The sequence below is a fragment of the Streptomyces sp. NPDC056231 genome, assembly GCF_048270745.1.
In the GTDB taxonomy this organism is placed as follows: Bacteria; Actinomycetota; Actinomycetes; order Streptomycetales; family Streptomycetaceae; genus Streptomyces.
In genome coordinates this window covers 36976-55676 of the sequence record NZ_JBLVKW010000053.1, presented here as the reverse complement: position 1 = coordinate 55676, position 18701 = coordinate 36976, and the positions used below count along the sequence as shown (strand labels likewise).

The following is an 18701-nucleotide window of genomic DNA, read 5'->3' as shown; positions in this document are numbered from 1 at the left end:
GTGCGGGCGGCCGGCCCCTTCCGCGCGTGCGACGTGCTGGACCAGGGCGTCGGTGGCGGCGGCCCACGCGGCCACCCGTTCGTCCAGGACGCGCAGGAAGCCGGTGTGGGTCCCGGCCGCCTGGGCAGCCTGGATCACCTCGCCGATGAACGCCTTCGTCCCGTCGAGCCCCCGGCGGCGGTGGCTCGACGGAACGAGGTGGCGCCGGGGCCTAGTGCCCCTGCCGGTCAAGGCACTAGTTGCCCAGACCTGCCGGGATCCTCAGCATCACCGAGCTGGACCAGGCGGCGTTCGGGCCGCCCTCGCCGTAGACCATCAGCTGGTGGTGATCGTTGATGTCGAAGCTGTAGGTCGGCGTGAATCGATCACCGGCAGAGAGCGGCACCATGCCGGACAGATCCCAGAGCCGTCCCTGTGGGTCCCACATCGCCGACACCGCGACGTCCGGGAAAAGTTCGACAGTTCCGAGGATCCACCCGTCGTCGGTGACTTTCTCGCCGGTCGCGTTGTATCCGTAGTCGGCAAGGCGCCGCATTCCGCCGGCCTTGGTCCACACGAACGCGTCGTCCCCGCTGGTCCCCACGACAGTCCCGGAGGCGTTCACATCGTTCGCCTGGGCCGAAGACTGTCCCGGAAGCGTGCCGAGATCCTGAATAGCACCTGACGTCGCATCCCAGGCAACCGCGTGCGGCGCATGGCCATCGGTGTGCGAGTTACCGACGATCATTCCGGCATCGTTGATGGCGCGCGGCTGGGTCACCGTCATATCCGAGGACAGGTGGGCCAGCTTGCTGAACGTCCCATCCGGCGTCCGCACGAACCCGTCACTGTAGCTGTGGTTCTTGCCGTCAGACTCCTTGACGATTGCTTCGGAGAATCCGGTGACCACCTCCTTGTTGTTCACGGCGGTCGCGTAGCCGCTGGAATAGGGCCGCCAATCCGGGACGCCGAGCACGGTGAGCGATCCGTCCTTGGCCCATTGGGCGGGACGAGTATGCAATGCACTGTCCGTCGCGATACCGACGGCGATCTGGCCGTCATTCAGGTCCAGAGCCGATCCGTACCTGCCCCCGGCAAGATCCAGGTTGGTGAACCCGTCGGCGGCCGTCCAGATGGTCGGCGTCATCCTGGCGTTGTACTGGCGATCCCCCGCGACCACGCCGCTCTCATTGAGAGCCGCACCGACGAATGGCGGGGCCCACGCGACCAGATCGAGTTTGGGGACATCGACAGTGGCGATCGTGACGTCCGCCGCCCCGATGATCGTGCCGTACTCGTTGGCCACTCGGACCCGGCCGACCATGGGATCCTTGGTCAACTGCCGAGCGCTGACGATCATTGCCCCGCCCACCGGCATCGACTGGCCCGTGGCAACCGTGTACTTCGCGTCGGATTTCGGCGTGATCGTGCCGAGGCCCTTCGAGTACATCTCTTGGTGGTAGTCGAACGTGACGCTGTCTCCGGGCACGGCGACTCCCGCGACCACGATGAAGTACGTACCAGGCTGTGGATCATCGATGACGATGTGCTCGGGCGAGTCCCCGGTCGTGGTGCTCTGGCCTATCGGCCTGCCGTTGAAATACACATAGAAGTCCAGATCGGCAGCGTCTCTGGGCGTCAGCGTCACGTCGAGCCGGGTCGTCCGACGCGGAACATAGAGCATGTTGGACGTGATTTCGCCTTGCGAGACCGTCGAGAACAAATTGCGGACATCGCCGATCTCGCCCGTTGCGACGTGGGCGATCGCGGGGCCAAAGGTGTTCGTCCCCGTCGAGCCGACCTTCGTCGGCGAGTTCATCGTCACCTTGTCGACTTTGACGGTCCCCGGATCGAACGACATGCCCTGCAGCGAAACCGTCGCTGTGTACGGGTTCTGTTCGACCGGAGATGTCCTGCGAGACTCGATCACGAACTCCCAGATGCCGGGTTTGGGTCGGTACACCGGTCGTGCGGTGGCGTTGCACTTCGCCGGGTCGGTGTAGTTGGTGTAGCAGTGGTAACTGGCGTTGGAGTCCGCGGGCATGCCGTCGGGGTCGATGGGCAATGCGCGGACCTGGCTGCCGTCGGCGAGCCCGCCCAGGGTCAGCTGCAGTGCTTCGACGCCCTCGGGAACGGGCACCAGCAGCGAGGTGGTTCCGGTTCGGCCGAGCGTGCCGGAACTGGTGACCGCGTAGTCGGGTTTGGCCAGCGGCTTGGTCGCCAGCACGGTGACGGCGACGAACTGGTCGATGCCGCCCGTCGCCGGGTCATCAATGGTCAGGATCGCGCTGTGCACGCCGGAGGTCGTCGCGGTCGCGGTGACCGTGATATCGGCCGCTTTTCCGAGCTGCAGGGGCGTTGCCGTGCGGGCGCTGAACGTGCCGTCGTTGCCGATCCAACCGATCCGGTGCACGACGTTCCCGGCGGCACCGCTGGTCCGGGTGACGCTGACCTTGTAGGTCTTCTGCGCGCCGGTCACCTGGCCGCCTTCTGTCGGCAGACAACGGTTGTAGATGCCGACGCCGGTGTTCGGAGTCGCGAGCAGGCCGGACAGCGAACTGCAAACGGGAGCCGACACAGTGAGCTCATTGGTGTTGATGCCGGCGCTGAGCTGCTTCCAGGCCGCGACGGTGTCGATGATGCCGGCGCCCTGCGCGACGCTTGGGACGCCGGCGATCGGGTCGGCGGTGCCGGTCAGGGCGGTCTTCAGCGCCGCCGAGCTGACCGTCAGCGAACTGGCCTTGGCGGCCGACAGCAGCAGCGCCGCCGCTCCGGTGACCTGCGGGGCCGCCATGGAGGTGCCGTTGGCCATGCCGTACCCGGCCGGCAGCGAATACCCGGCCTCGGGGACGGCTTCACCGGACAGCCACATCGGGATCGAGGAGATGGCGGCGCCGGGCGCGGACACCTGCGGCGCCAGCGCCCCGTTCTCAGCGGGGCCACGGGAGGAGAAGCCGAAGATGCCCTGCTTGGTGGCGACCTTCGACCCGTAGCCGGCCCACCAGGTGTCGGAGCTGACGGACGCGGAGACCGAGATGGCCTTGCCCGCCACGGACGGCGAGCTGACGGTGTTGGTGCCGAGGCCGTCGTTGCCGGCGGCGATGATGATCTGGACGCCGTAGTGGCCTATCAGCTTGTCGTAGAGCGCGGCGATCACGTCGGAGCCGTCGTTCAATGCGGGAAGCCCACCGATGGACAGGTTGACGACGTCGACATGGCGATTGGCGACCAGGTCGATCATGCCCTCGGTCAGTGCCGCCTGGGTGCAGCCACCGCCCCAAGTACAGGCGCGGGCGGACACGATCTGCGCGCCCGGTGCGGCGCCGTGCATCTGGCCGCCGAACATCGACGTGCCGGCAGTGATCCCCGCCACATGGGTGCCGTGCGAGGCGACCGGCAACCCGATGGACACGTAGTTCGCGGTCTTGCCGGCGTTGCTGCCGCCGAGCGGGGAGAGATCGACGTCGTCGCGGTACTCCACGACGAACGGGATACGCTCGTTCTGCGGTGTTGCGGGGTCGTCGCTCCCGAAGTGGCCGACCTGGCGCTCGACCGCGAACGGGGCCATCGGTGTCTCGTCGGTGAGGTTCTGGTCGTTGTTGCCGTCGACCCAGATCCTGTGTGTGGTCGGGTCGTACAGAACCCCGTAGAAGTCCCGGGTGTCGCCGTCGCGGTTGAGGTCGCCCTCGAAGTCGCTCCCGGCCGTCGCGCTCTCGTAGAACACGCCGAACTGGAACGTGCCCTCCGGGATCGTCCAGGTCTTGCCCAGGTAGCTGAACGTCGGACCCGTCTTGGTGGTGGACATCCGCACCCAGCTGCCGTCGCGGTCGGTGACCGGATCGGTCTCGGTCACCCAATCGACAATCTTGGGCTTGCCGTCGCTGGTCTTCTGCAGCGCGGGATGCTCGACGTCGACGCCGGTGTCCAGCACGCCGACGACCGTGCCGCGCCCGTCCCAGGCCGGGTTGTCCTTGACGAAGGCCTCGGCGCCGGTCTCGTTGATCGGTAGGTACGGGTTGTCGGCGGGCGTGTTCACGCCGGGCGCGGTCGGCCCCGCGGCCTTCGTTGCCGCCGTCTTCGCACCCGCGGCGCCCAGATCCGGGCCCGGGATCTTGTACGTCCGGTTCAGGTCGATCGCCGCGACCGACCGGAGGCCGGCCAAGGTGGTTACGCTGTCGGTCGGGACGGTCGCCCGGACGTAGCCGACCTTTCCGGTCATCGACCCGACGGTCCCGCCGGCCTTCTCCACCGCGGCGACGACGTCTTCGGTTGCGCCCTTCCGGGCCAGCATTAACACCGTGACAGACTTCTTCTTCGACGCCTGCGCCTGCTGCAGCAGCCTGGTGTCGGCGTTGCCCAGCTTCTCGGCCGCAGTATCCGACAGCGAATCGTCGGTTAGCGGCTTGAACCCGTCGGTCTTCCCCGCTTTGTAGATCGAATCCGGGTTGTCGCGCCCGCCCCGGTCGTCGAGCCCAGCAACGGTCGACCGCCCCGGCCCCTGTGGCCCGTCGGGATCAGCGGGTTCGACCTTGCTCGCGCCAGCACTCTCGGAGCCAGCCGGGTTGGCGGCTGCGGCCGCAGGCGCAATCAGCGCCGCGGTGATCAACACGGCCGACGCCGCGGCAATCACACCTGTTCGTCTTCCTCGTTTCATCGTGCTCCTAACCAAGGGGCGAAACATCACCGTGCGGCCAAGCCCGCAGACACGAGGACACCTGGACCGCCTGGCCAATCTCACAGTTGGGTCCGGGCAGGATCAACGGACCGAGTGGGGCGGATGTGGGCCATGGCGGAATGCCGCCACACTCGGCTCAGACCCACCGCTCCCAGTCGGTTGACGTTTCCCCAAGGCCGGATAGCCGGCGTTTTCACAGGTCATGCAAAGGATTCGTCGTCTGTGTGATTGCCGTGCAGCGGCCGGTGCGGGCTCCGGTGGTGGGGGGCGGCAGGAGCGTGATCGTCGTCGAGGTCACGACCTTGGGGGTCGTTCACGTCTTCCGCTGCCCCGCCTCCACCTCCTCCAGCCGCTTGAACAGCGCGTTTTCCACGAGATGTTCGGGGCCTGTTCATGAATTCGAACGCCGACGGCGGGCCACTGGTTGTGGTGCTCGACCGCGGCAATGTGATCAAGGGCTGGGAGCAGGCTCTGGCCGGACTGCGGGTGGGCAGCCGGATTCTGGTGGTCATGCCAGCCGGCCTGGCCTACGGGACCCATCCCCCACCGGGTGTACCAGCAGGCGCGACCGTGGTGAATGTCTTCGATGTCCTCGCGATCTCGTAGAGGGACCCGGACCCGCCTTCAAGACCTCTGCAGGAACGTCCTGATGTGTTTGCTGAGTTGCTGCGGCTGATCCTCAGGGATCAGCGTGTAACTGTCGGCAATCTCCACCAGCTCCCCCTTGGGCAGCAGTTCGGCGAGCCGGCGACCGTGCTCCGGCGGCATGACCTTGTCCTCGGCCGCCCAGACGACGAGCGCGGGCCGGTCGAAGTCACGCAACTTCTCGGCCCACCGCAGAAGTTCCTCCTTGGGCGGCACCCCGAGCACATACCTGCGCAGATCGCGCCGGATCTCCGCCGATGTCCACAGCGGCCGGAACCACGCGTCAATCACACTGTCCGGCACAGGCCGCTTGCTCATCCGTCCCCAGGTCATCGGAAGCCGCCGCATCGGCTTCAGCTTGAGCAGCATGAACGCGAGGTGCAGGCCGGCAGGCATCTTGGCGGAGGCGTAGAGATTGGAGCCGGGCAGTCCGGGCGGGAAGTTGTCGAAGGCCTCGCAGGAGGTGATGACAAGCTTCCCGATCCGCTGATCACGCCCGTCGGCGACGAGGGCCTGCGCCCCGCCCCAGTCGTTCATGACAAGGGTGACATCGGTGAGGTCAAGCGCATCGAGGAACTCCGCGACCAGCCGGGCAACGCCGAGGACCGACAGGTCGGCGTCCGGCTTCATGGGTCTGCGGTGACCGCCGAGCGGCAGGGTCGGAACCACACACCGGTAGTCGGGGCGCAGATCGGCGACGACGTGCCGCCACAGCGAACCGTCCATGGCGACACCGTGCAACAGGACGACGACGGGGCCGTCCCCGCCGGTGTCCTGGTATGTCACCGGCCCTGCGGAGAGCTGGACTTCGGAGACGGGTGGCGGCGGGGCTGCGTGGGAGTGTTCGATCACGGGGTGTGCACTCTCCTCGGTTCCCTTCGGGCAGGGGCGGCGCGCGGTCGACCCTACGCCGACGCGCTCGCACATCGCCAGTGTCCAAGTCCAGGTCGAACGGTCCGGGCAGGCGCAGAATGGCCCCGGCCTCCTACTCGGAGCGAGCGTGGCCAAACTCCGCCGCCAGGAAAGCCCGCCTGCGCTCGGCACACTCGCACACCTCCGCAGGGGGCGGCAGCGGGCACGCCGGTCAGTACAACAGGTCCAACTCGGCGCGGACCGTTTTCCCCGGTGGTACGCGGTCGACCACCGCCCACCGGTCGGCCAGCGCCTCGACCAGGATCAGCCCGTGCCCGCTGCCGGAACCGGGCGGCGGTGCCACCAGCTCCCCCGGCCCCGGCGGGCGCCGCTCACCCCGGGCGTCCGTGACTTCGATCCGCAGGACGCCGAGCGTGCGCCGGTCGCCCGGAGCATGCACGAGCCTCAACTCGAAGTCCCGGCCCGGCACCCGGCCGTGCGTCACCGCGTTCGCCGCCAACTCGGCGACGATCAGCGCGGTCGTCTCGGACGCGTCACCGCCGTACGGGATGCCCCACTCGTTCAGTTGGTGCAGAGCAAGCTGCCGGGCGAGCCGGGCACCTCGGGGCGTGGAGCTGAACCGCTGCACGAACACACGCACGGTAAACGGCGCTTGCGGTAACGCGAATGCTTCCATGCGCCCACCGTGACGGCCGGGAGGGCGGTCCACCAGGTCAGAAACCCGTACGCTGAGTCAGCGTACGGGTACGCAGTGTGGACAGTACGCGTAACAGTCCGTGACCATGGGCGCGTTGCGGACCGGTACGGGCGGGCACGGGAGGTGGCCGGACATGACGGACGGCGCGGGCGGCACAGGCGGCACGACGGGCGCGGACGGGGAGCCGGAGCCCTCGGACACTCTGAAGGCGTTCGGCGAGGTGGTCAAGGTCTTCCGCAAACGAGCGCGGCTCACGCAGGAGGAGTTCGCCCCGAGGGTGCGGTACTCGGTGCCGACAGTCGCCTCGATCGAACAGGGGCGCCGGTTCCCACCGCCCGCGTTCGTCGACCGGGCTGAGGAAGTGCTGGATGCGTTCGGAGTGATCAGGGCTGCGGCGAAGCACTTGTCGCGGCGGCGGGGGCTGGCGAAGTGGTTCCACCACTGGGCGCAGCTTGAGGCGGAGGCGGCCAGCCTCTACACGTACGAGTGCCGACTGATTCCGGGCCTGTTGCAGACCGAGGCATACGCACGGGCGCTTTTCGTCAACCAGCTCCCCCCACTGGGTGACGAACAGATCGAGGCTCAGTTGGTAGCCCGGGTCGAGCGGATGGCGCTGCTGACGGAGCGGCCAAACACCGCGTACAGCTTCATCCTCGAAGAGCACCTGTTCTTGCGGCGCTCAGGTGGGACAGAGGTCACCCGGGGGCTCATCGACCACGCAATCGGGCTCGCCCAACTCCGTAACGTCGAGGTGCAGATCATGCCGCAGGTGCAAGAGAACCACGCCGGACTGGACGGTCCCATGCAGCTACTGGAGACTCCTGACCACAAGTGGTTCGCCTATGGCGAAGGGCAGGAAAGCGGTCACCTCCATGCCGACCCGGCGGTCGTCAGTATGCTCCAGATGCGATATGCCAGGATGCGATCACAGGCTCTCTCCCTGGAGGACTCCATGAGCCTGTTGGAGCGGATGCGAGGAGCAGCATGAGCACCACAGACCTTGCCTGGTTCAAGAGCAGCTATAGCGGTGGCTCGGGCGACTCCTGCGTAGAGGTCGCAACCTCCCCCGACACCGTCCACGTCCGGGACTCCAAGGTCGAAGAGGGCCCCCAGCTCACCCTCTCCCCTGCCGCCTGGACCGGCTTCGTCGCGTACGCCGTCCAGCGCTGATCACGTAACGGAGCTGAGGCCGCCCGCCGGGCCGACGCGAGAGATGCAGCTGGACTGAAACACCTCTGCGGGAGTTACTGAGATCACGTTTCGGCAGCGTGCCTGCGGCGCCGCCGCGCCTTGATAGCGTCGCTCCCACGATTGCGGACCGCTCCCGCCGGGGTCGTCGCCGTGCCCGTACAACCGGCCTCTGACGACGGCCCACGAGGGCGAGGCGTGCTGACACACGGGGACGTACGTGGCAAGGACGAAGAGGGCCGACGCATGAGCCTCGCGCAGTTGCACTACACCTCTGCCTCTGCGGGGGACGACGGGGTCGGCGCACGGTTCACCGCGGTTGGTGGCGGCATACCCACTCCGGTGCTGACCGAGGCGGAGAAGTTGCTCGGTTACGAGCCTCCGGCCGGGGCGCCGTATCATCCCACGAACGTCGAACTCCGCTCCTTTCCCGAGACGTTCAGTTTCAGCGAGCTCTCCGACGGCAGCCATCTGCTCAGCCGCACCGTCGCACTCGGTGGTTCCGGCGCCGGTCACTTCCATGCGCACGCGGTGCATCTGCCGGCCGGCACGCGCCTGCCGGGCGACGCGCTCCCGATCACGGCGTGGCGCTCGCCGAGCTGGGCTTCGACCACGCCGGACAGCGGCATACCGGACCGCATATCCGCCCTGCCCGCGTCCGCCGCCTTCGGGCAGGAGGCGCTCAACGACTTCGCGGTCTCCCGCAGCCCCTGGCTCGCGACGGTCTTCGCCGATCTGCGCCAGGTGAGCGAGAAACGGTCGTCGGCGCAGCTCGTCCTCGTGGAGCGGCAGAGTGCGGACGTGGCCCGGTGGATCGCGCTGGCCGCAGCCGTACTCCCGCCGGAGCACGCCCAGCGGCTGACGTTCACCACATACACCCGCCGCCCGGCGCACTCCCCGCACCAGGTCATCGGCGTACTGCCGGACGACGCACACGAACTGACCGGCCCGGGCCTCCGTGTGCACATGTGTGCCGACCGCGCTCCGGAGGGTCCGGTGGACGACACCTGGGCGGAGACCGTCGCCCGGGTCTGGCGCAGCCGCGCGCCAGAACTGTTCCGGGCAGCGGCCGCGCTGCCGGGCGAACCCTTCGCCGCCGGACCACTCGCCTTCACCGCACTGCACGCAGGCATCGCACTGGGCCCGAACGGGCGTGCCGCAGCGGCCGATTGGGCCGCCGAGCGACCGTACGCGCTGAGCGAGCAGCAGACGCACCGGCTGACCACCGCACTCACAGCACCGGCCGACGACCGCAGCGCCTCCGAATCGGCGTCCGTGGCCCGGCTGCTGGCAGGGCTCGAAGGACGTGCCCCTGCCACCACCACGGCGCCGCTCGCCGCACTACTGGTGACGGAGGCGGTTCGGCGCAAGGACGCCGCGCTGACACTCCCGCCGCGCTCGGCGTTCGCCGAGCCCGCCGCCGTGAAGCAACTGGCTGACGGGCTCGGCCCGGACCTGCTCGCCGAACTCACCTCGGAGGCAACGGAGTCCATGGGCGGGGCGGCCATCGGACGCCTGGTACAGCTGCTCCGGATCGCCCGTCTGCTCGACATCGACCTCACGGACCAACTCCCTTCCGTGGCCAAGCACATGGCCGGATCGCTGCTCGCGGCTCCAAAGCCGGACAGCATCCCCGCGCTGATCGACCTCCTGGACGAACAGTTCGACGTCCGCACGGCGCTCCTCGGCGAACTCGATCAACTCGCCCTGGCCGCCCCCGCCGCCGTCGAGGAGCTCCTCACTCGCGTCGCCCTCCCCTTCACCGGCGCGCAGGCACTGCCGCATCTGCGGATGTGCGCCGAGGCGCCCCGCGCGAAGGAGCAGGGCTCCGACCGCATCATGGCGCTGCACACGGTTCTGCGCGCTGCCGGGTTTTCGCCGTTCGCGGAACCGCTGGTCCTGCGCACCGCCGTCACGCTGATCTGGGGCGGCGCCACCCCGACGGCGGGCGAAGCAAGGCTTCTGCTCGGCGAGTCCGGATCGGACTCGCACCGGACGGCCGGTACGTGGTCCCACCTCGTCGACGCGGCACTCCAGGCGCCCTCCGACGACGAGGAGGCGGCGGAACTCGCCCACGATCTGCTGCGCTGCTTCCCTCAGGAGATCTCCACACGGGTCCGCGGTGCGCTGCAACTCCTGGACTTCGCCCGCGCTGTCAGGTCCGGTGAGCCGGCGCCCGGCTGGCCCGACCGTGCAATGGCTCTGCGTGCCCGCGCCGAACCGGTGGAGCCCACTGTGCTGGAGCACGCCTACGGTGCCCTTGCCCACAGTCTGCTCGCGCGGGACCGGCCCGACGCGGAGCTGTACGCGTTCGTGCACAGCGACGACGCGGACCTGATCGCGGCCTACGGCCGGGCAGCCCGCCACGGCGACATCCTGGCCCGGCTGCGCTCCGACCCGGCCTACGTGGCCGACTGCTTCACCGTCTGGAGCGCCCACCCGCACGCCGGCCGGGCCTGGAGCGAAACCCGGGCCGCGCTGCTGGAGAAGGTACTGCGTCCGGTGGTGCGCGGCCTGTCCGGCAGCGAGATCACGGCGGTGGAGCGGGCCGTCGAGCGCACGGGGAGCAGCCGTACAGCGGAGGCGTTCCGGGCCTGGAACCGGCCGGGCACGTTCGGCAGACGACTGGGCAGCCGCCTGACGGCACGGGTGCGGCGGTCCTAAGGACAGTCCATACCGTTCGCTTTGAGGCTCGCCGTCCATTTCGAGGCGGCGGGTCCCACCTTTGCTTTCGATAACGGCCGAATCTGTCCTGGTCAGGCATGTAACCTCACGTCCTGTGAAGATCGCACGGATGATACGGGGCCGCTCGCGGGAAGCTGCCGCCTTGGAGCGCCTCCATCAGCTGTGGCGGGAAGGCAAGTACGAGGAGGTCGAGGCCGGGGCCAGAACGCTCGAGGCGTCATCGGTGCATCTGCGCAGGCGACGTTGGGGGCTCGCTGTGGCCTGGCACGCCAAAGCCCTGGCCACGGCGGCCTGTTGTGCCCACGGGCGCGGTGCGCAGGTGCTGGCCGAGCTGGAATCTCTCACGGCAGAGCTGAATGAGTTGGCTGGGCCCGGGCGGCGGCTGCTGCTGCTCATCCGGAGCAACCACATGCTGGTCCTCAACAGCGAGGGGCGCTACGGAGAGGCGGAGGCCGAGGGGCTGGACATACTGCGCGACCTGACGCGCCTCAAGCATCTGGCACCGGTGTCGGACATCGAGTTGTGCGTGTTGGACAACCTGGTCGACGCCTTGTGCGGGCAAGCCCGCTACGAGGAGGCCGAGGCCGTCGCCCGGGGGAATCTGCCCCGAGCCGAAGGGGGCACGCTCGCTGCTCTGCACTGCGGCCTGGTGCACAGCCTGAATGGTCAGGGGCGCTACGACGAAGCGCTCACCGAGGCGCACCGGTTCGCCCCATGTTGGGATCGGGGCCTGAGCGGGAGCCTGGGTACAGGGACGGCCGTCGCCCTGCATGGTCTGGGGCGCCGAAGCGAGGCAGAAGCGGCAGTCCGTGAGGCGCTGACCGACTGCGAGCGGTTCCTGCATCCGGACCACCCCCGTTTTCGGGAAGCCCGCATGCTGCTGGCACGCATCACAGCCGACGACCCACCGGCGGCGACGGCCGAAGAGGCACGCACGCGCTAACCCACCACGCTGGGCGCCCAACGAACATCATTCACCACAGAAACGGAGAAATCGTGTTCACCGCCTATGTCACGGTCACCATTCTCGGCGCGGTCTTCAACGGTGCCGCCGCCGTCACCTACCTGATCGGCCACGAATACCCCAAGACCCAGGCGGACATGAAGGGCCTGCCCCGGAAGTGGGTACCGGTGCTGGGCATGCTGCTGGCAGCGGGCACCGTGGGGCTGCTGGCCGGGCTCGCCGTGCCGCTCCTGGGAACCCTCGCCGCCTCCGGCCTCGTGCTGTACTTCATCGGCGCAATCATCGCCCACCTACGGGTTGGCTCCCGCAACATCGTAGGCGGGATAGTGTTCCTGGCCACCGCGGTGGCCGCCTTGACTCTGGGCCTGGTCTACCACGGCCCCTGGTAACCCGCGGGGCCCAGAAGTTCCGCACCCGTCACCACGGCGGACGTCACCCAGGACCCGGGCCAATTCGGTTGGCAGCAGCGCGCCCATGCCGTGAACTTGACCCCATGACAAACACAACTCGGACGCGAGGTACGGCCATTGTCACCGGCGCAGCACGCGGCATCGGTGCCGCGGTGGCCAGGCAGCTGGCCCGCGACGGCCTGGCGGTCGGTGTGATCGACCTGGACGAGGCGGACTGCGCGGGCACCGTACAGGCCATCAAGGACGACGGCGGGTCGGCGACGGCGGTCGCCGCCGACGTCGCGGACGAAGTGGCGGTGACCGCCGCCGTCGCCCGGGTCGCCGCCGAGCTGGGCCCGCCGACCGTGCTGGTCAACAACGCCGGCGTCGGTCCCCGTGCCGACCTCGTGGAGATGACCACGGAGCAGTGGGACGCGGTCCTGGGGGTCAATCTGCGCGGCCCGTTCCTCGTCACCCGGGCTGTCGCCCCCCACATGATCGCGGCCGGCTGGGGGCGGATCGTCACCATGTCGAGCATCTCCGCGGTCGGTGACGCCGCCCGTGTCGACTACGGCAGCGCGAAGGCCGGTCTGCTCGGCTTCACCAAGTCACTCGCCCTGCAGCTCGGCCGGCACGGCATCACCGCCAACGCGATCGCCCCGGGCTTTGTGGTGAGCGACATGACCAGGACCTCGGCCCGTCGGCTGGGCCTCGGCTTCGAGGAGTTCCAGCGGAACGCGGCGCAGTCCATTCCGGTCGGCAGAGTGGGCCAGCCGGAGGACATCGCCCACACGGCGTCCTACCTCGTGAGCCCCGGCGCGGGGTTCGTCTCCGGCCAGGTCATCTATGTGGCGGGCGGGCCGGTCGACTGAGCTTGTTCTATGGCCTCCGGTGTTCTGTGACGTCGAACCTGGACCGTCTGCCATCGAAGTGGGGACCGGCTGAGATGTTGTCGGGGTGTTCATGCTTCTATGCGCAGCCAGGTGTTGCCTGCGCGGAGCCAGAGGGAACCGTCGCGGCCTTGGCCGCAGTGCAGGACGACTCGACCGGGCACCCGAAGCCGACGCCGGCTGGTTACCTCCCAGGTGGTGCCATGGAGCTCGGCATGTGTGAGCTCGACGGACCGCTTGTTGTGGTTCCGGCGGGTGAGTACTGCCCGGTTGCCGCGGACTGCGAATCCGTCCGGATCGGGGACGGGGCTGGGATAGCTCGTCACGTCTCCGGTGGACGGAGTGATCCGTGTCAGGAAGGTGCCGCCTCTGCTGCTGCCGGAGTACCAGACGAGCCATACCTGTTCGTTCTCGGTCGCGGCGGTGCAGCCTTCCAGTGGGTGGTCGGGCAGCCGCCCCTTGGGAGCCCAGGAGGTCCGGCCCTGGGTGTCCCAGCCCGCGAGGCCCGCTCCTGACTCGGGGTGGCCGCCGTAGATGCCCTCGTCGCCGTAAGCCGTCCAGATGCCTCCGTGGACGTCGGTGACCAGGGCGGGAATGTCATCACCGACACAGAACTCGGCCTCAGGTGTACCTGACGGGGAGAACACCACAGCGTTGGGCGCCCAGGGGCCCTCGGTCTCGTTCCGGAACGTACGTCCGCTCACCAGCAGGAATCGGGAATCCGGGAGCAGGGCCAGGTGGCTGGGCCGAATCCGGATGTCCCTCACGCGGGTGCGCCGTTCCTCCTGCGCTGTGATGGTGATCAATTCACCAGTGAACGGGATGTCCGGCTTCTGCCCGATCCACCCCTTGGGGTAGCGCTTGCGATCAAGGTAGCTCCGGTGGACCAACAGGACCGCAAGCTGCCCGGCGGGCCCGACGCTCCACCAGAGGGCTCGGTGCCCCCGCACGGCATCGGCAACGGGAAGCCGCCACACGTGGTGTATGGCGGTAGCGGAACGAGCAGTCATGGGGCGGAGATTCATGGGTAGTCGCCTCTAGGACTCCGGGAGCTGAGTCACCCGAAGATCGCTACCTTATTGGCCCTCGGGCATTCTCTGGACGCTGAGGCGGCCTTCGCCTGATCATGCGCTCCGACCAAGGTGCACTGATCAGGACGAAGGCCGTGAAGGTGGGTTTGCTGCCCGAAGCTGTCCCGGCGGAAGCGTTCGCGGAAGCCGGCCCCGGCAGGTCGCCGTCCCGGAGTTTCGGCGGTGTGGCGGGCGGGCCGTGCGGCCCGCCCGGCCGATGAACCGTCAGGCCAGGGTGACCTCGACCGGGAGCTTCTTGATGCCGTTGACGAAGTTGGAGCGGACGCGGGGCACGTCGCCCGCCAGGCGGATGTCGGCGAGGCGCGGGATGAGCTCCTCGAACATGATGCGGATCTCGGTGCGGGCGAGGAGGTTGCCCAGGCACAGGTGGGGGCTGCCCTTACCGAAGGTGACGTGGTCGTTGTCGGCGCGGGTGACGTCGAAGTCGTAGGGGTTGCCGAAGACCTTCTCGTCGCGGTTGCCGGAGGCGTACCACATGACGACCTTGTCGCCCTCCTTGACCTGCTTGCCGCCGAGTTCGACATCGCGGGTCGCAGTGCGACGGAAGTGGTAGACGGGCGATGCCCAGCGCAGGAACTCCTCGACCGCGTTCGGGATCAGAGAGGGGTCGGCCTGGAGCCTGGCCAGTTGCTCGGGGTGCTGGATCAGCGCGAGCATGGAGTGCGAGATGGTGTGCCGGGTGGTCTCGTTGCCGGCCACCACCAGCAGCAGGAAGTAGTTGTCGAAGTCCTGCTCGGACAGCGGGATGCCGTCGCGTGGGGTCTCGTTGACGAGTTTGGAGACCAGGTCGGTGCCGGTGCCGCCGCGGCGTTGGCGGGCAAGTTCGCGGCCGTACTCGAAGACCTCGACGGAGGCGGGCGAGCGGAAGGGAAGATCGCGGTACTTCTCGCTCTCCGCGCTGTGCAGGAGGACGTCGGCGTAGTCGGGGTCGGTGTTGCCGATGATCCGGTTGCCCCAGTCGATGAGCTGCTGGTTGTCCTCCGGAGGTACGTCCAGGAGGCGGGCCAGGACGTTGATGGGGAAGTCCGCGGAGACGTCGGCGACGAAGTCGAAGGTGCCCTTGGCCAGGGCTGTGTCAAGGGTCTTGGCCGTCAGGCCGCGCAGGAAGTCGGTGTACTGATTGATGACACCCTGGCCGAACTGGCGCTGCAGGAGGCTGCGCATCGCGCGGTGGCGGACTCCGTCCAGTTCCAGGATCGAGGCGCGCTTCTTGATCTGGTCGTCGTCGACTTCTTCGAGGTTGACGAACTTCGTCGAGGTGAAGGTCTCGGCGTCGCGGTCGACCGTGGCGATGTCCTCGTGCCGGGTGACTGCCCAGAAGCCGGAGTTGGGGGCTTCCTCGGGCTGCCAGTGCACGGGGTCCTCATGGCGCAGGGTGTGGAACATGCGCCACGGCGTGATGCCGTCCAGGAAATTGTCGTTGTCGGCGAGGTCGACCTCGTCGAGGGGCATGGGGTCGAAGGGGTTCGGCATGCGGTGCTCCTGTGGGCGGTGCGGAACGATCAGAGGTGGTAGGAGTACTCGGTGAACTCCCAGTCGGTGACATGGCGGTTGAAGCGGTCGAGCTCGTCGCGCTTGTAGGCGAGGAAGGAGTCGGTGAAGTCCTTGCCGAGGATCTCGATGAGGGCCTCGTCGGCCTCCAGCGCGTCGAGCGCGGCGGGCAGGCTCATCGGCAGCATCGGGGACTTCCGCGGGTCGTAGCCGTAGCCCTCCAGCGGAGCCGGCGGCTCCTGGCCTTCCCGTACGCCGAGCAGTACGGCGGCGGAGAGGGCGGCGATCGCCAGATACGGGTTGGCACTGGCGTCGCCGAGCCGCACCTCCAGGCGGGCGCCGGAACCGCGCTCGGGCGGAATGCGGACCATGGCGCTGCGGTTGTCCAGGCCCCAGTCGATCAGCCAGGGAGCGAGGGTGCCCGGTCCGAACCGCTTGTACGAGTTCACGGTCGGGTTCAGCAGCGCGGCCAGGGCCGGGGCGTGAGCCAGGATGCCGGCGATGGCGTGGCGCCCGGTGTCCGACAGCCCGAAGTCTCCGGACGGGTCGTCGAAGACATTGCGGCCCTGGGCGTCCTCGCCCGAGAAGTGCAGATGGAAGCCCGAGCCACCCGCGTCGTTGAAGGGCTTGGCCATGAAGGTCGCGAGCTTCCCCTCCTTACGGGCCAGTTCCTTGACGGCCGACTTGAAGAGGAAGGAGCGGTCGGCGGCGTCCATGGCCTCGGAGTGGGTCAGGTTGATCTCGAACTGCCCGGCGTCGAACTCGTGGTTCCCCGAGACGACACCGATTCCGAGGTCACGCAACTGCCGAAGTGTGCGCAGCAGATGGTTGTCGGCGTCGGCACGCAGCCCGGCGGTGTAGATGACACCCGTGGCGGCCTGCGCGTAACGGCGCCAGCCACTCGGCGTTCCCGGGGCCCCGTCGAGCAGGAAGTACTCCAGCTCGGGGCCGACGACGGGGCGCAGTCCGGCCTCCGCACATCGGGCCAGGACAGCGCGCAGCAGGTCGCGCGGTGACTCGGGGCTGGGCGCGCCCGTGGCGGGGTCGGTGGTGTCGCCGAGGCACCAGGCGACGCCGGGCTCCCACGGAAGGACGTGGACCGTGTCCAGGTCGGGCCGTACGGCGATGTCGGGCAGCCCGGCATCCAGTCCGCCCGGCACGGGGACGACGTCGCCCTGGGGGCTGGTGTGGTACACGGCACGACAGAAGGCGAGTCCGTGTTCGCAGGCCGAGGGCAGATGGTCCAGGAGGACGTCGCGGGCACGGTCGGTGCCGATGAGGTCGGGGTAGATCACCCGGACCACGTCGATGCCGTCGGCGGCGAGCCGATCCATGTGCCTGCGGACTTCCGGGGTGTCTTGAGCGCTCACCGATGTCTCCTCGGCGGATGTGAACGGGCGTGATGGCCGACGACCCGATGGCCTGCCGGTCCGGTGACGGCCTGGCGGGGGCGCTGGGCCGGGGACCAGAAGCGGGGGCGGCGCCCGAGCTTGTCGTTTGGCGTCAAACGGTAGGGACGCCGCCACCTCCCCGCAAGGGCCTGGACCAAAGAATTTATCCATCCGGATAGGTGTTGACCAGGGTCCGACTCCTTCCTATCTTGTTTGAAGCCAAACGAGTAGGGGGTTCTTCGGACCCCTTTGGCCGAGGGCCCGGCCGCGGGCCGGGCCCTCCTCCCCCGCCATCTGCGCCCCGATGCCCCTCACATCCAGGAGGACCGGCCATGAAGGTCGTCGTCGACATGAACAAATGCCAGGACCACGGCCAGTGCGTCTTCGCGGCTCCCGACGTCTTCCAGCTCGACGACAACGGGCGCCTGGCCTACGTCTCCGACCCGGACGACGCACTGCGCGACGAGGTCGAGGAAGCCGCGGACGTCTGTCCGCTGCAGGCCATCCGGATCGAGGACTGACATGACCGCGGAACGCATCGTCGTGGTCGGCGCCTCCATGGCCGGCCTGCGCGCGGCCGAGCAACTGCGCGCAGCCGGCTGGACCGGAACGATCACGGTCATCGGGGACGAGCCCCACATGCCGTACAACCGGCCCCCGCTCTCCAAGGAGGTGCTCGCCGGCAAGGCGCCCTTCGAGTCCCTCGCCCTCACCCCGCGGGCGAGCGCCGCCGACGTGGAGTGGCGGCTCGGCACCTCCGTCACCACCACCCGCCTCACCGAGCGCGTCGTCGTCCTGGACGACGGCACGGAACTGGCCTTCGCCGGCCTGGTCGTGGCCACCGGCATGCGGCCCCGACGGCTGCGCTGCGACGGCCCCTGCGGACCCGACAGCGGCCGCCATACGGTACGCACACTCGCCGACGCCCAGGGGCTGCGGGACGAGCTGACCCGGCCCGGCGTGCGTGTGGTCGTGGTCGGCGCCGGTTTCATCGGCTGCGAGGTAGCCGCGACCGCCGTCGGCCTCGGCGTCACCGAGGTGACCGTCGTTGACCCCGAACCGCTGCCGATGCTGCGCCCGCTGGGCGAACTGCTGGCGCGCGCGCTGCACAAGCGGCACGAGGAGCGCGGGGTGCGCTTCGCACTCGGCACCGGCGTCCTTGGCTTCGAGGGCGAGGACCGGGTCACCGGAGTCGTCCTGAGCGACGGGACGGTCCTTGCGGCCGACGTCGTCGTGGAGTCCGTCGGCTCGGTCGCCAACACCGAGTGGCTCGACGGCAACGGCCTGGACCTGAGCGACGGTGTGCTGACGGACGAGCAGCTGCGCGTCGGCGATCTCCCGTACGTCGTCGCGGTCGGCGATGTCGCCCGCTTCCCCAACGCCCGCTACGACAGCGTCCCCCGCCGCGTCGAGCACTGGTCGATCCCCGGTGACACCGCCAAGCACGCCGCGAAGAGCCTCGTCGCCCATCTCACCGGGAAGGACGCCGAGACGGGCCCCTTCGCGCCGCTTCCCACCTTCTGGAGCGACCAGTACGAGTTCAGGCTGCAGTCCTTCGGTGCCCCGGTGCTCGGCATCGGGGATGTCCGGGTGCTCGACGGCGACCCGGACGGCGACGTCCTGGTCGGCTACCACGCCGACGGCTGCCTGGTCGGCGTCGTCGCCCTCGGCGGCCATGCCGCCACCACCGGCGCCGCCCGCTACCGCGCCCAGCTGCTCAGGCAGCCTGCCCTCACCTCGTAA

The 18701-nt window shown here is 68.8% G+C and carries 16 protein-coding genes; 9 read left to right on the top strand and 7 right to left on the bottom strand.

Annotated elements, in window-relative coordinates; all coding sequences use genetic code 11:
- Both ACNPQM_RS30810 and ACNPQM_RS30805 read right to left on the bottom strand, forming a co-directional pair.
- The coding region (locus tag ACNPQM_RS30810; protein ID WP_418086538.1) for a hypothetical protein at nucleotides 1-231 on the bottom strand (231 nt) is incomplete at its 3' end.
- Between the two features lie 4 nt (nucleotides 232-235).
- Entirely contained in the window at nucleotides 236-4660 is a 4425-nt protein-coding gene (locus tag ACNPQM_RS30805; protein WP_418086537.1) for a S8 family serine peptidase, read from the bottom strand.
- A gap of 387 nt (nucleotides 4661-5047) precedes the next feature.
- On the opposite strand from ACNPQM_RS30805, the gene ACNPQM_RS30800 reads away from it, so the two are divergent.
- Nucleotides 5048-5260 carry an FKBP-type peptidyl-prolyl cis-trans isomerase gene (locus ACNPQM_RS30800; protein WP_418086536.1) on the top strand — a complete coding sequence of 71 codons (213 nt, stop codon included), beginning with the start codon at nucleotides 5048-5050 and terminating at the stop codon, nucleotides 5258-5260.
- 18 nt (nucleotides 5261-5278) lie between these two features.
- Here the strand turns inward: ACNPQM_RS30800 and ACNPQM_RS30795 are convergent, their stop codons facing one another.
- Together ACNPQM_RS30795 and ACNPQM_RS30790 are read right to left on the bottom strand one after the other, a co-directional pair.
- Nucleotides 5279-6151 (bottom strand): alpha/beta fold hydrolase, encoded by an 873-nt coding sequence (locus ACNPQM_RS30795; RefSeq protein WP_418086535.1) that lies wholly within the window; start codon nucleotides 6149-6151, stop codon nucleotides 5279-5281.
- Between the two features lie 232 nt (nucleotides 6152-6383).
- Nucleotides 6384-6848, bottom strand: a complete 465-nt coding sequence (locus tag ACNPQM_RS30790; protein ID WP_418086534.1) for an ATP-binding protein — start codon at nucleotides 6846-6848, stop codon at nucleotides 6384-6386.
- A gap of 154 nt (nucleotides 6849-7002) precedes the next feature.
- Between ACNPQM_RS30790 and ACNPQM_RS30785 the strand changes: the two genes are divergently transcribed.
- The 6 genes from ACNPQM_RS30785 (at nucleotide 7003) to ACNPQM_RS30760 (ending at nucleotide 12967) form a co-directional block, all read left to right on the top strand.
- On the top strand, nucleotides 7003-7857 hold the full coding sequence (locus ACNPQM_RS30785; protein ID WP_418086533.1) for a helix-turn-helix domain-containing protein: 855 nt from the start codon (nucleotides 7003-7005) through the stop codon (nucleotides 7855-7857).
- On the top strand, nucleotides 7854-8039 hold the full coding sequence (locus ACNPQM_RS30780; protein ID WP_418086532.1) for a DUF397 domain-containing protein: 186 nt from the start codon (nucleotides 7854-7856) through the stop codon (nucleotides 8037-8039). Before ACNPQM_RS30785 ends, ACNPQM_RS30780 begins: the two co-directional genes overlap by 4 nt.
- 264 nt (nucleotides 8040-8303) lie before the next feature.
- Nucleotides 8304-10721, top strand: a complete 2418-nt coding sequence (locus tag ACNPQM_RS30775; protein WP_418086541.1) for a GTPase-associated protein 1-related protein — start codon at nucleotides 8304-8306, stop codon at nucleotides 10719-10721.
- Nucleotides 10722-10884: 163 nt separating this feature from the next.
- Nucleotides 10885-11685: a tetratricopeptide repeat protein gene (locus tag ACNPQM_RS30770; RefSeq protein ID WP_418086531.1), complete on the top strand. Its 801-nt coding sequence runs from the start codon at nucleotides 10885-10887 to the stop codon at nucleotides 11683-11685.
- 53 nt (nucleotides 11686-11738) lie between these two features.
- Entirely contained in the window at nucleotides 11739-12095 is a 357-nt protein-coding gene (locus tag ACNPQM_RS30765) for a DoxX family protein (RefSeq protein WP_418086530.1), read from the top strand.
- Nucleotides 12096-12199: 104 nt separating this feature from the next.
- A complete protein-coding gene (locus ACNPQM_RS30760; protein ID WP_418086529.1) occupies nucleotides 12200-12967 on the top strand; it encodes an SDR family NAD(P)-dependent oxidoreductase in 768 nt (255 codons plus the stop codon).
- A gap of 89 nt (nucleotides 12968-13056) precedes the next feature.
- Here ACNPQM_RS30760 and ACNPQM_RS30755 read toward each other — a convergent pair whose 3' ends face one another.
- The 3 genes from ACNPQM_RS30755 to ACNPQM_RS30745 form a co-directional block, all read right to left on the bottom strand.
- Entirely contained in the window at nucleotides 13057-13995 is a 939-nt protein-coding gene (locus ACNPQM_RS30755; RefSeq protein WP_418086528.1) for a hypothetical protein, read from the bottom strand.
- A gap of 285 nt (nucleotides 13996-14280) precedes the next feature.
- Nucleotides 14281-15549, bottom strand: a complete 1269-nt coding sequence (locus ACNPQM_RS30750) for a cytochrome P450 (protein WP_418086527.1) — start codon at nucleotides 15547-15549, stop codon at nucleotides 14281-14283.
- A 29-nt stretch (nucleotides 15550-15578) separates the two neighbouring features.
- Nucleotides 15579-16937, bottom strand: a complete 1359-nt coding sequence (locus ACNPQM_RS30745; protein ID WP_418086526.1) for a glutamine synthetase family protein — start codon at nucleotides 16935-16937, stop codon at nucleotides 15579-15581.
- A 353-nt stretch (nucleotides 16938-17290) separates the two neighbouring features.
- Between ACNPQM_RS30745 and ACNPQM_RS30740 the strand changes: the two genes are divergently transcribed.
- Entirely contained in the window at nucleotides 17291-17479 is a 189-nt protein-coding gene (locus ACNPQM_RS30740; RefSeq protein WP_277329056.1) for a ferredoxin, read from the top strand.
- A gap of 1 nt (nucleotide 17480) precedes the next feature.
- Nucleotides 17481-18701 carry an NAD(P)/FAD-dependent oxidoreductase gene (locus ACNPQM_RS30735; protein WP_418086525.1) on the top strand — a complete coding sequence of 407 codons (1221 nt, stop codon included), beginning with the start codon at nucleotides 17481-17483 and terminating at the stop codon, nucleotides 18699-18701.

What these genes read in the sequence shown, in the direction of transcription:
- ACNPQM_RS30805 (WP_418086537.1), bottom strand. Translation starts at nt 4,660, where the DNA reads ATGTTTCGCCCCTTGGTTAGGAGCACGATGAAACGAGGAAGACGAACA.
- ACNPQM_RS30800 (WP_418086536.1), top strand. Translation starts at nt 5,048, where the DNA reads ATGAATTCGAACGCCGACGGCGGGCCACTGGTTGTGGTGCTCGACCGC.
- ACNPQM_RS30790 (WP_418086534.1), bottom strand. Translation starts at nt 6,848, where the DNA reads ATGGAAGCATTCGCGTTACCGCAAGCGCCGTTTACCGTGCGTGTGTTC.
- ACNPQM_RS30785 (WP_418086533.1), top strand. Translation starts at nt 7,003, where the DNA reads ATGACGGACGGCGCGGGCGGCACAGGCGGCACGACGGGCGCGGACGGG.
- ACNPQM_RS30780 (WP_418086532.1), top strand. Translation starts at nt 7,854, where the DNA reads ATGAGCACCACAGACCTTGCCTGGTTCAAGAGCAGCTATAGCGGTGGC.
- ACNPQM_RS30775 (WP_418086541.1), top strand. Translation starts at nt 8,304, where the DNA reads ATGAGCCTCGCGCAGTTGCACTACACCTCTGCCTCTGCGGGGGACGAC.
- ACNPQM_RS30760 (WP_418086529.1), top strand. Translation starts at nt 12,200, where the DNA reads ATGACAAACACAACTCGGACGCGAGGTACGGCCATTGTCACCGGCGCA.
- ACNPQM_RS30755 (WP_418086528.1), bottom strand. Translation starts at nt 13,995, where the DNA reads ATGACTGCTCGTTCCGCTACCGCCATACACCACGTGTGGCGGCTTCCC.
- ACNPQM_RS30750 (WP_418086527.1), bottom strand. Translation starts at nt 15,549, where the DNA reads ATGCCGAACCCCTTCGACCCCATGCCCCTCGACGAGGTCGACCTCGCC.
- ACNPQM_RS30740 (WP_277329056.1), top strand. Translation starts at nt 17,291, where the DNA reads ATGAAGGTCGTCGTCGACATGAACAAATGCCAGGACCACGGCCAGTGC.
- ACNPQM_RS30735 (WP_418086525.1), top strand. Translation starts at nt 17,481, where the DNA reads ATGACCGCGGAACGCATCGTCGTGGTCGGCGCCTCCATGGCCGGCCTG.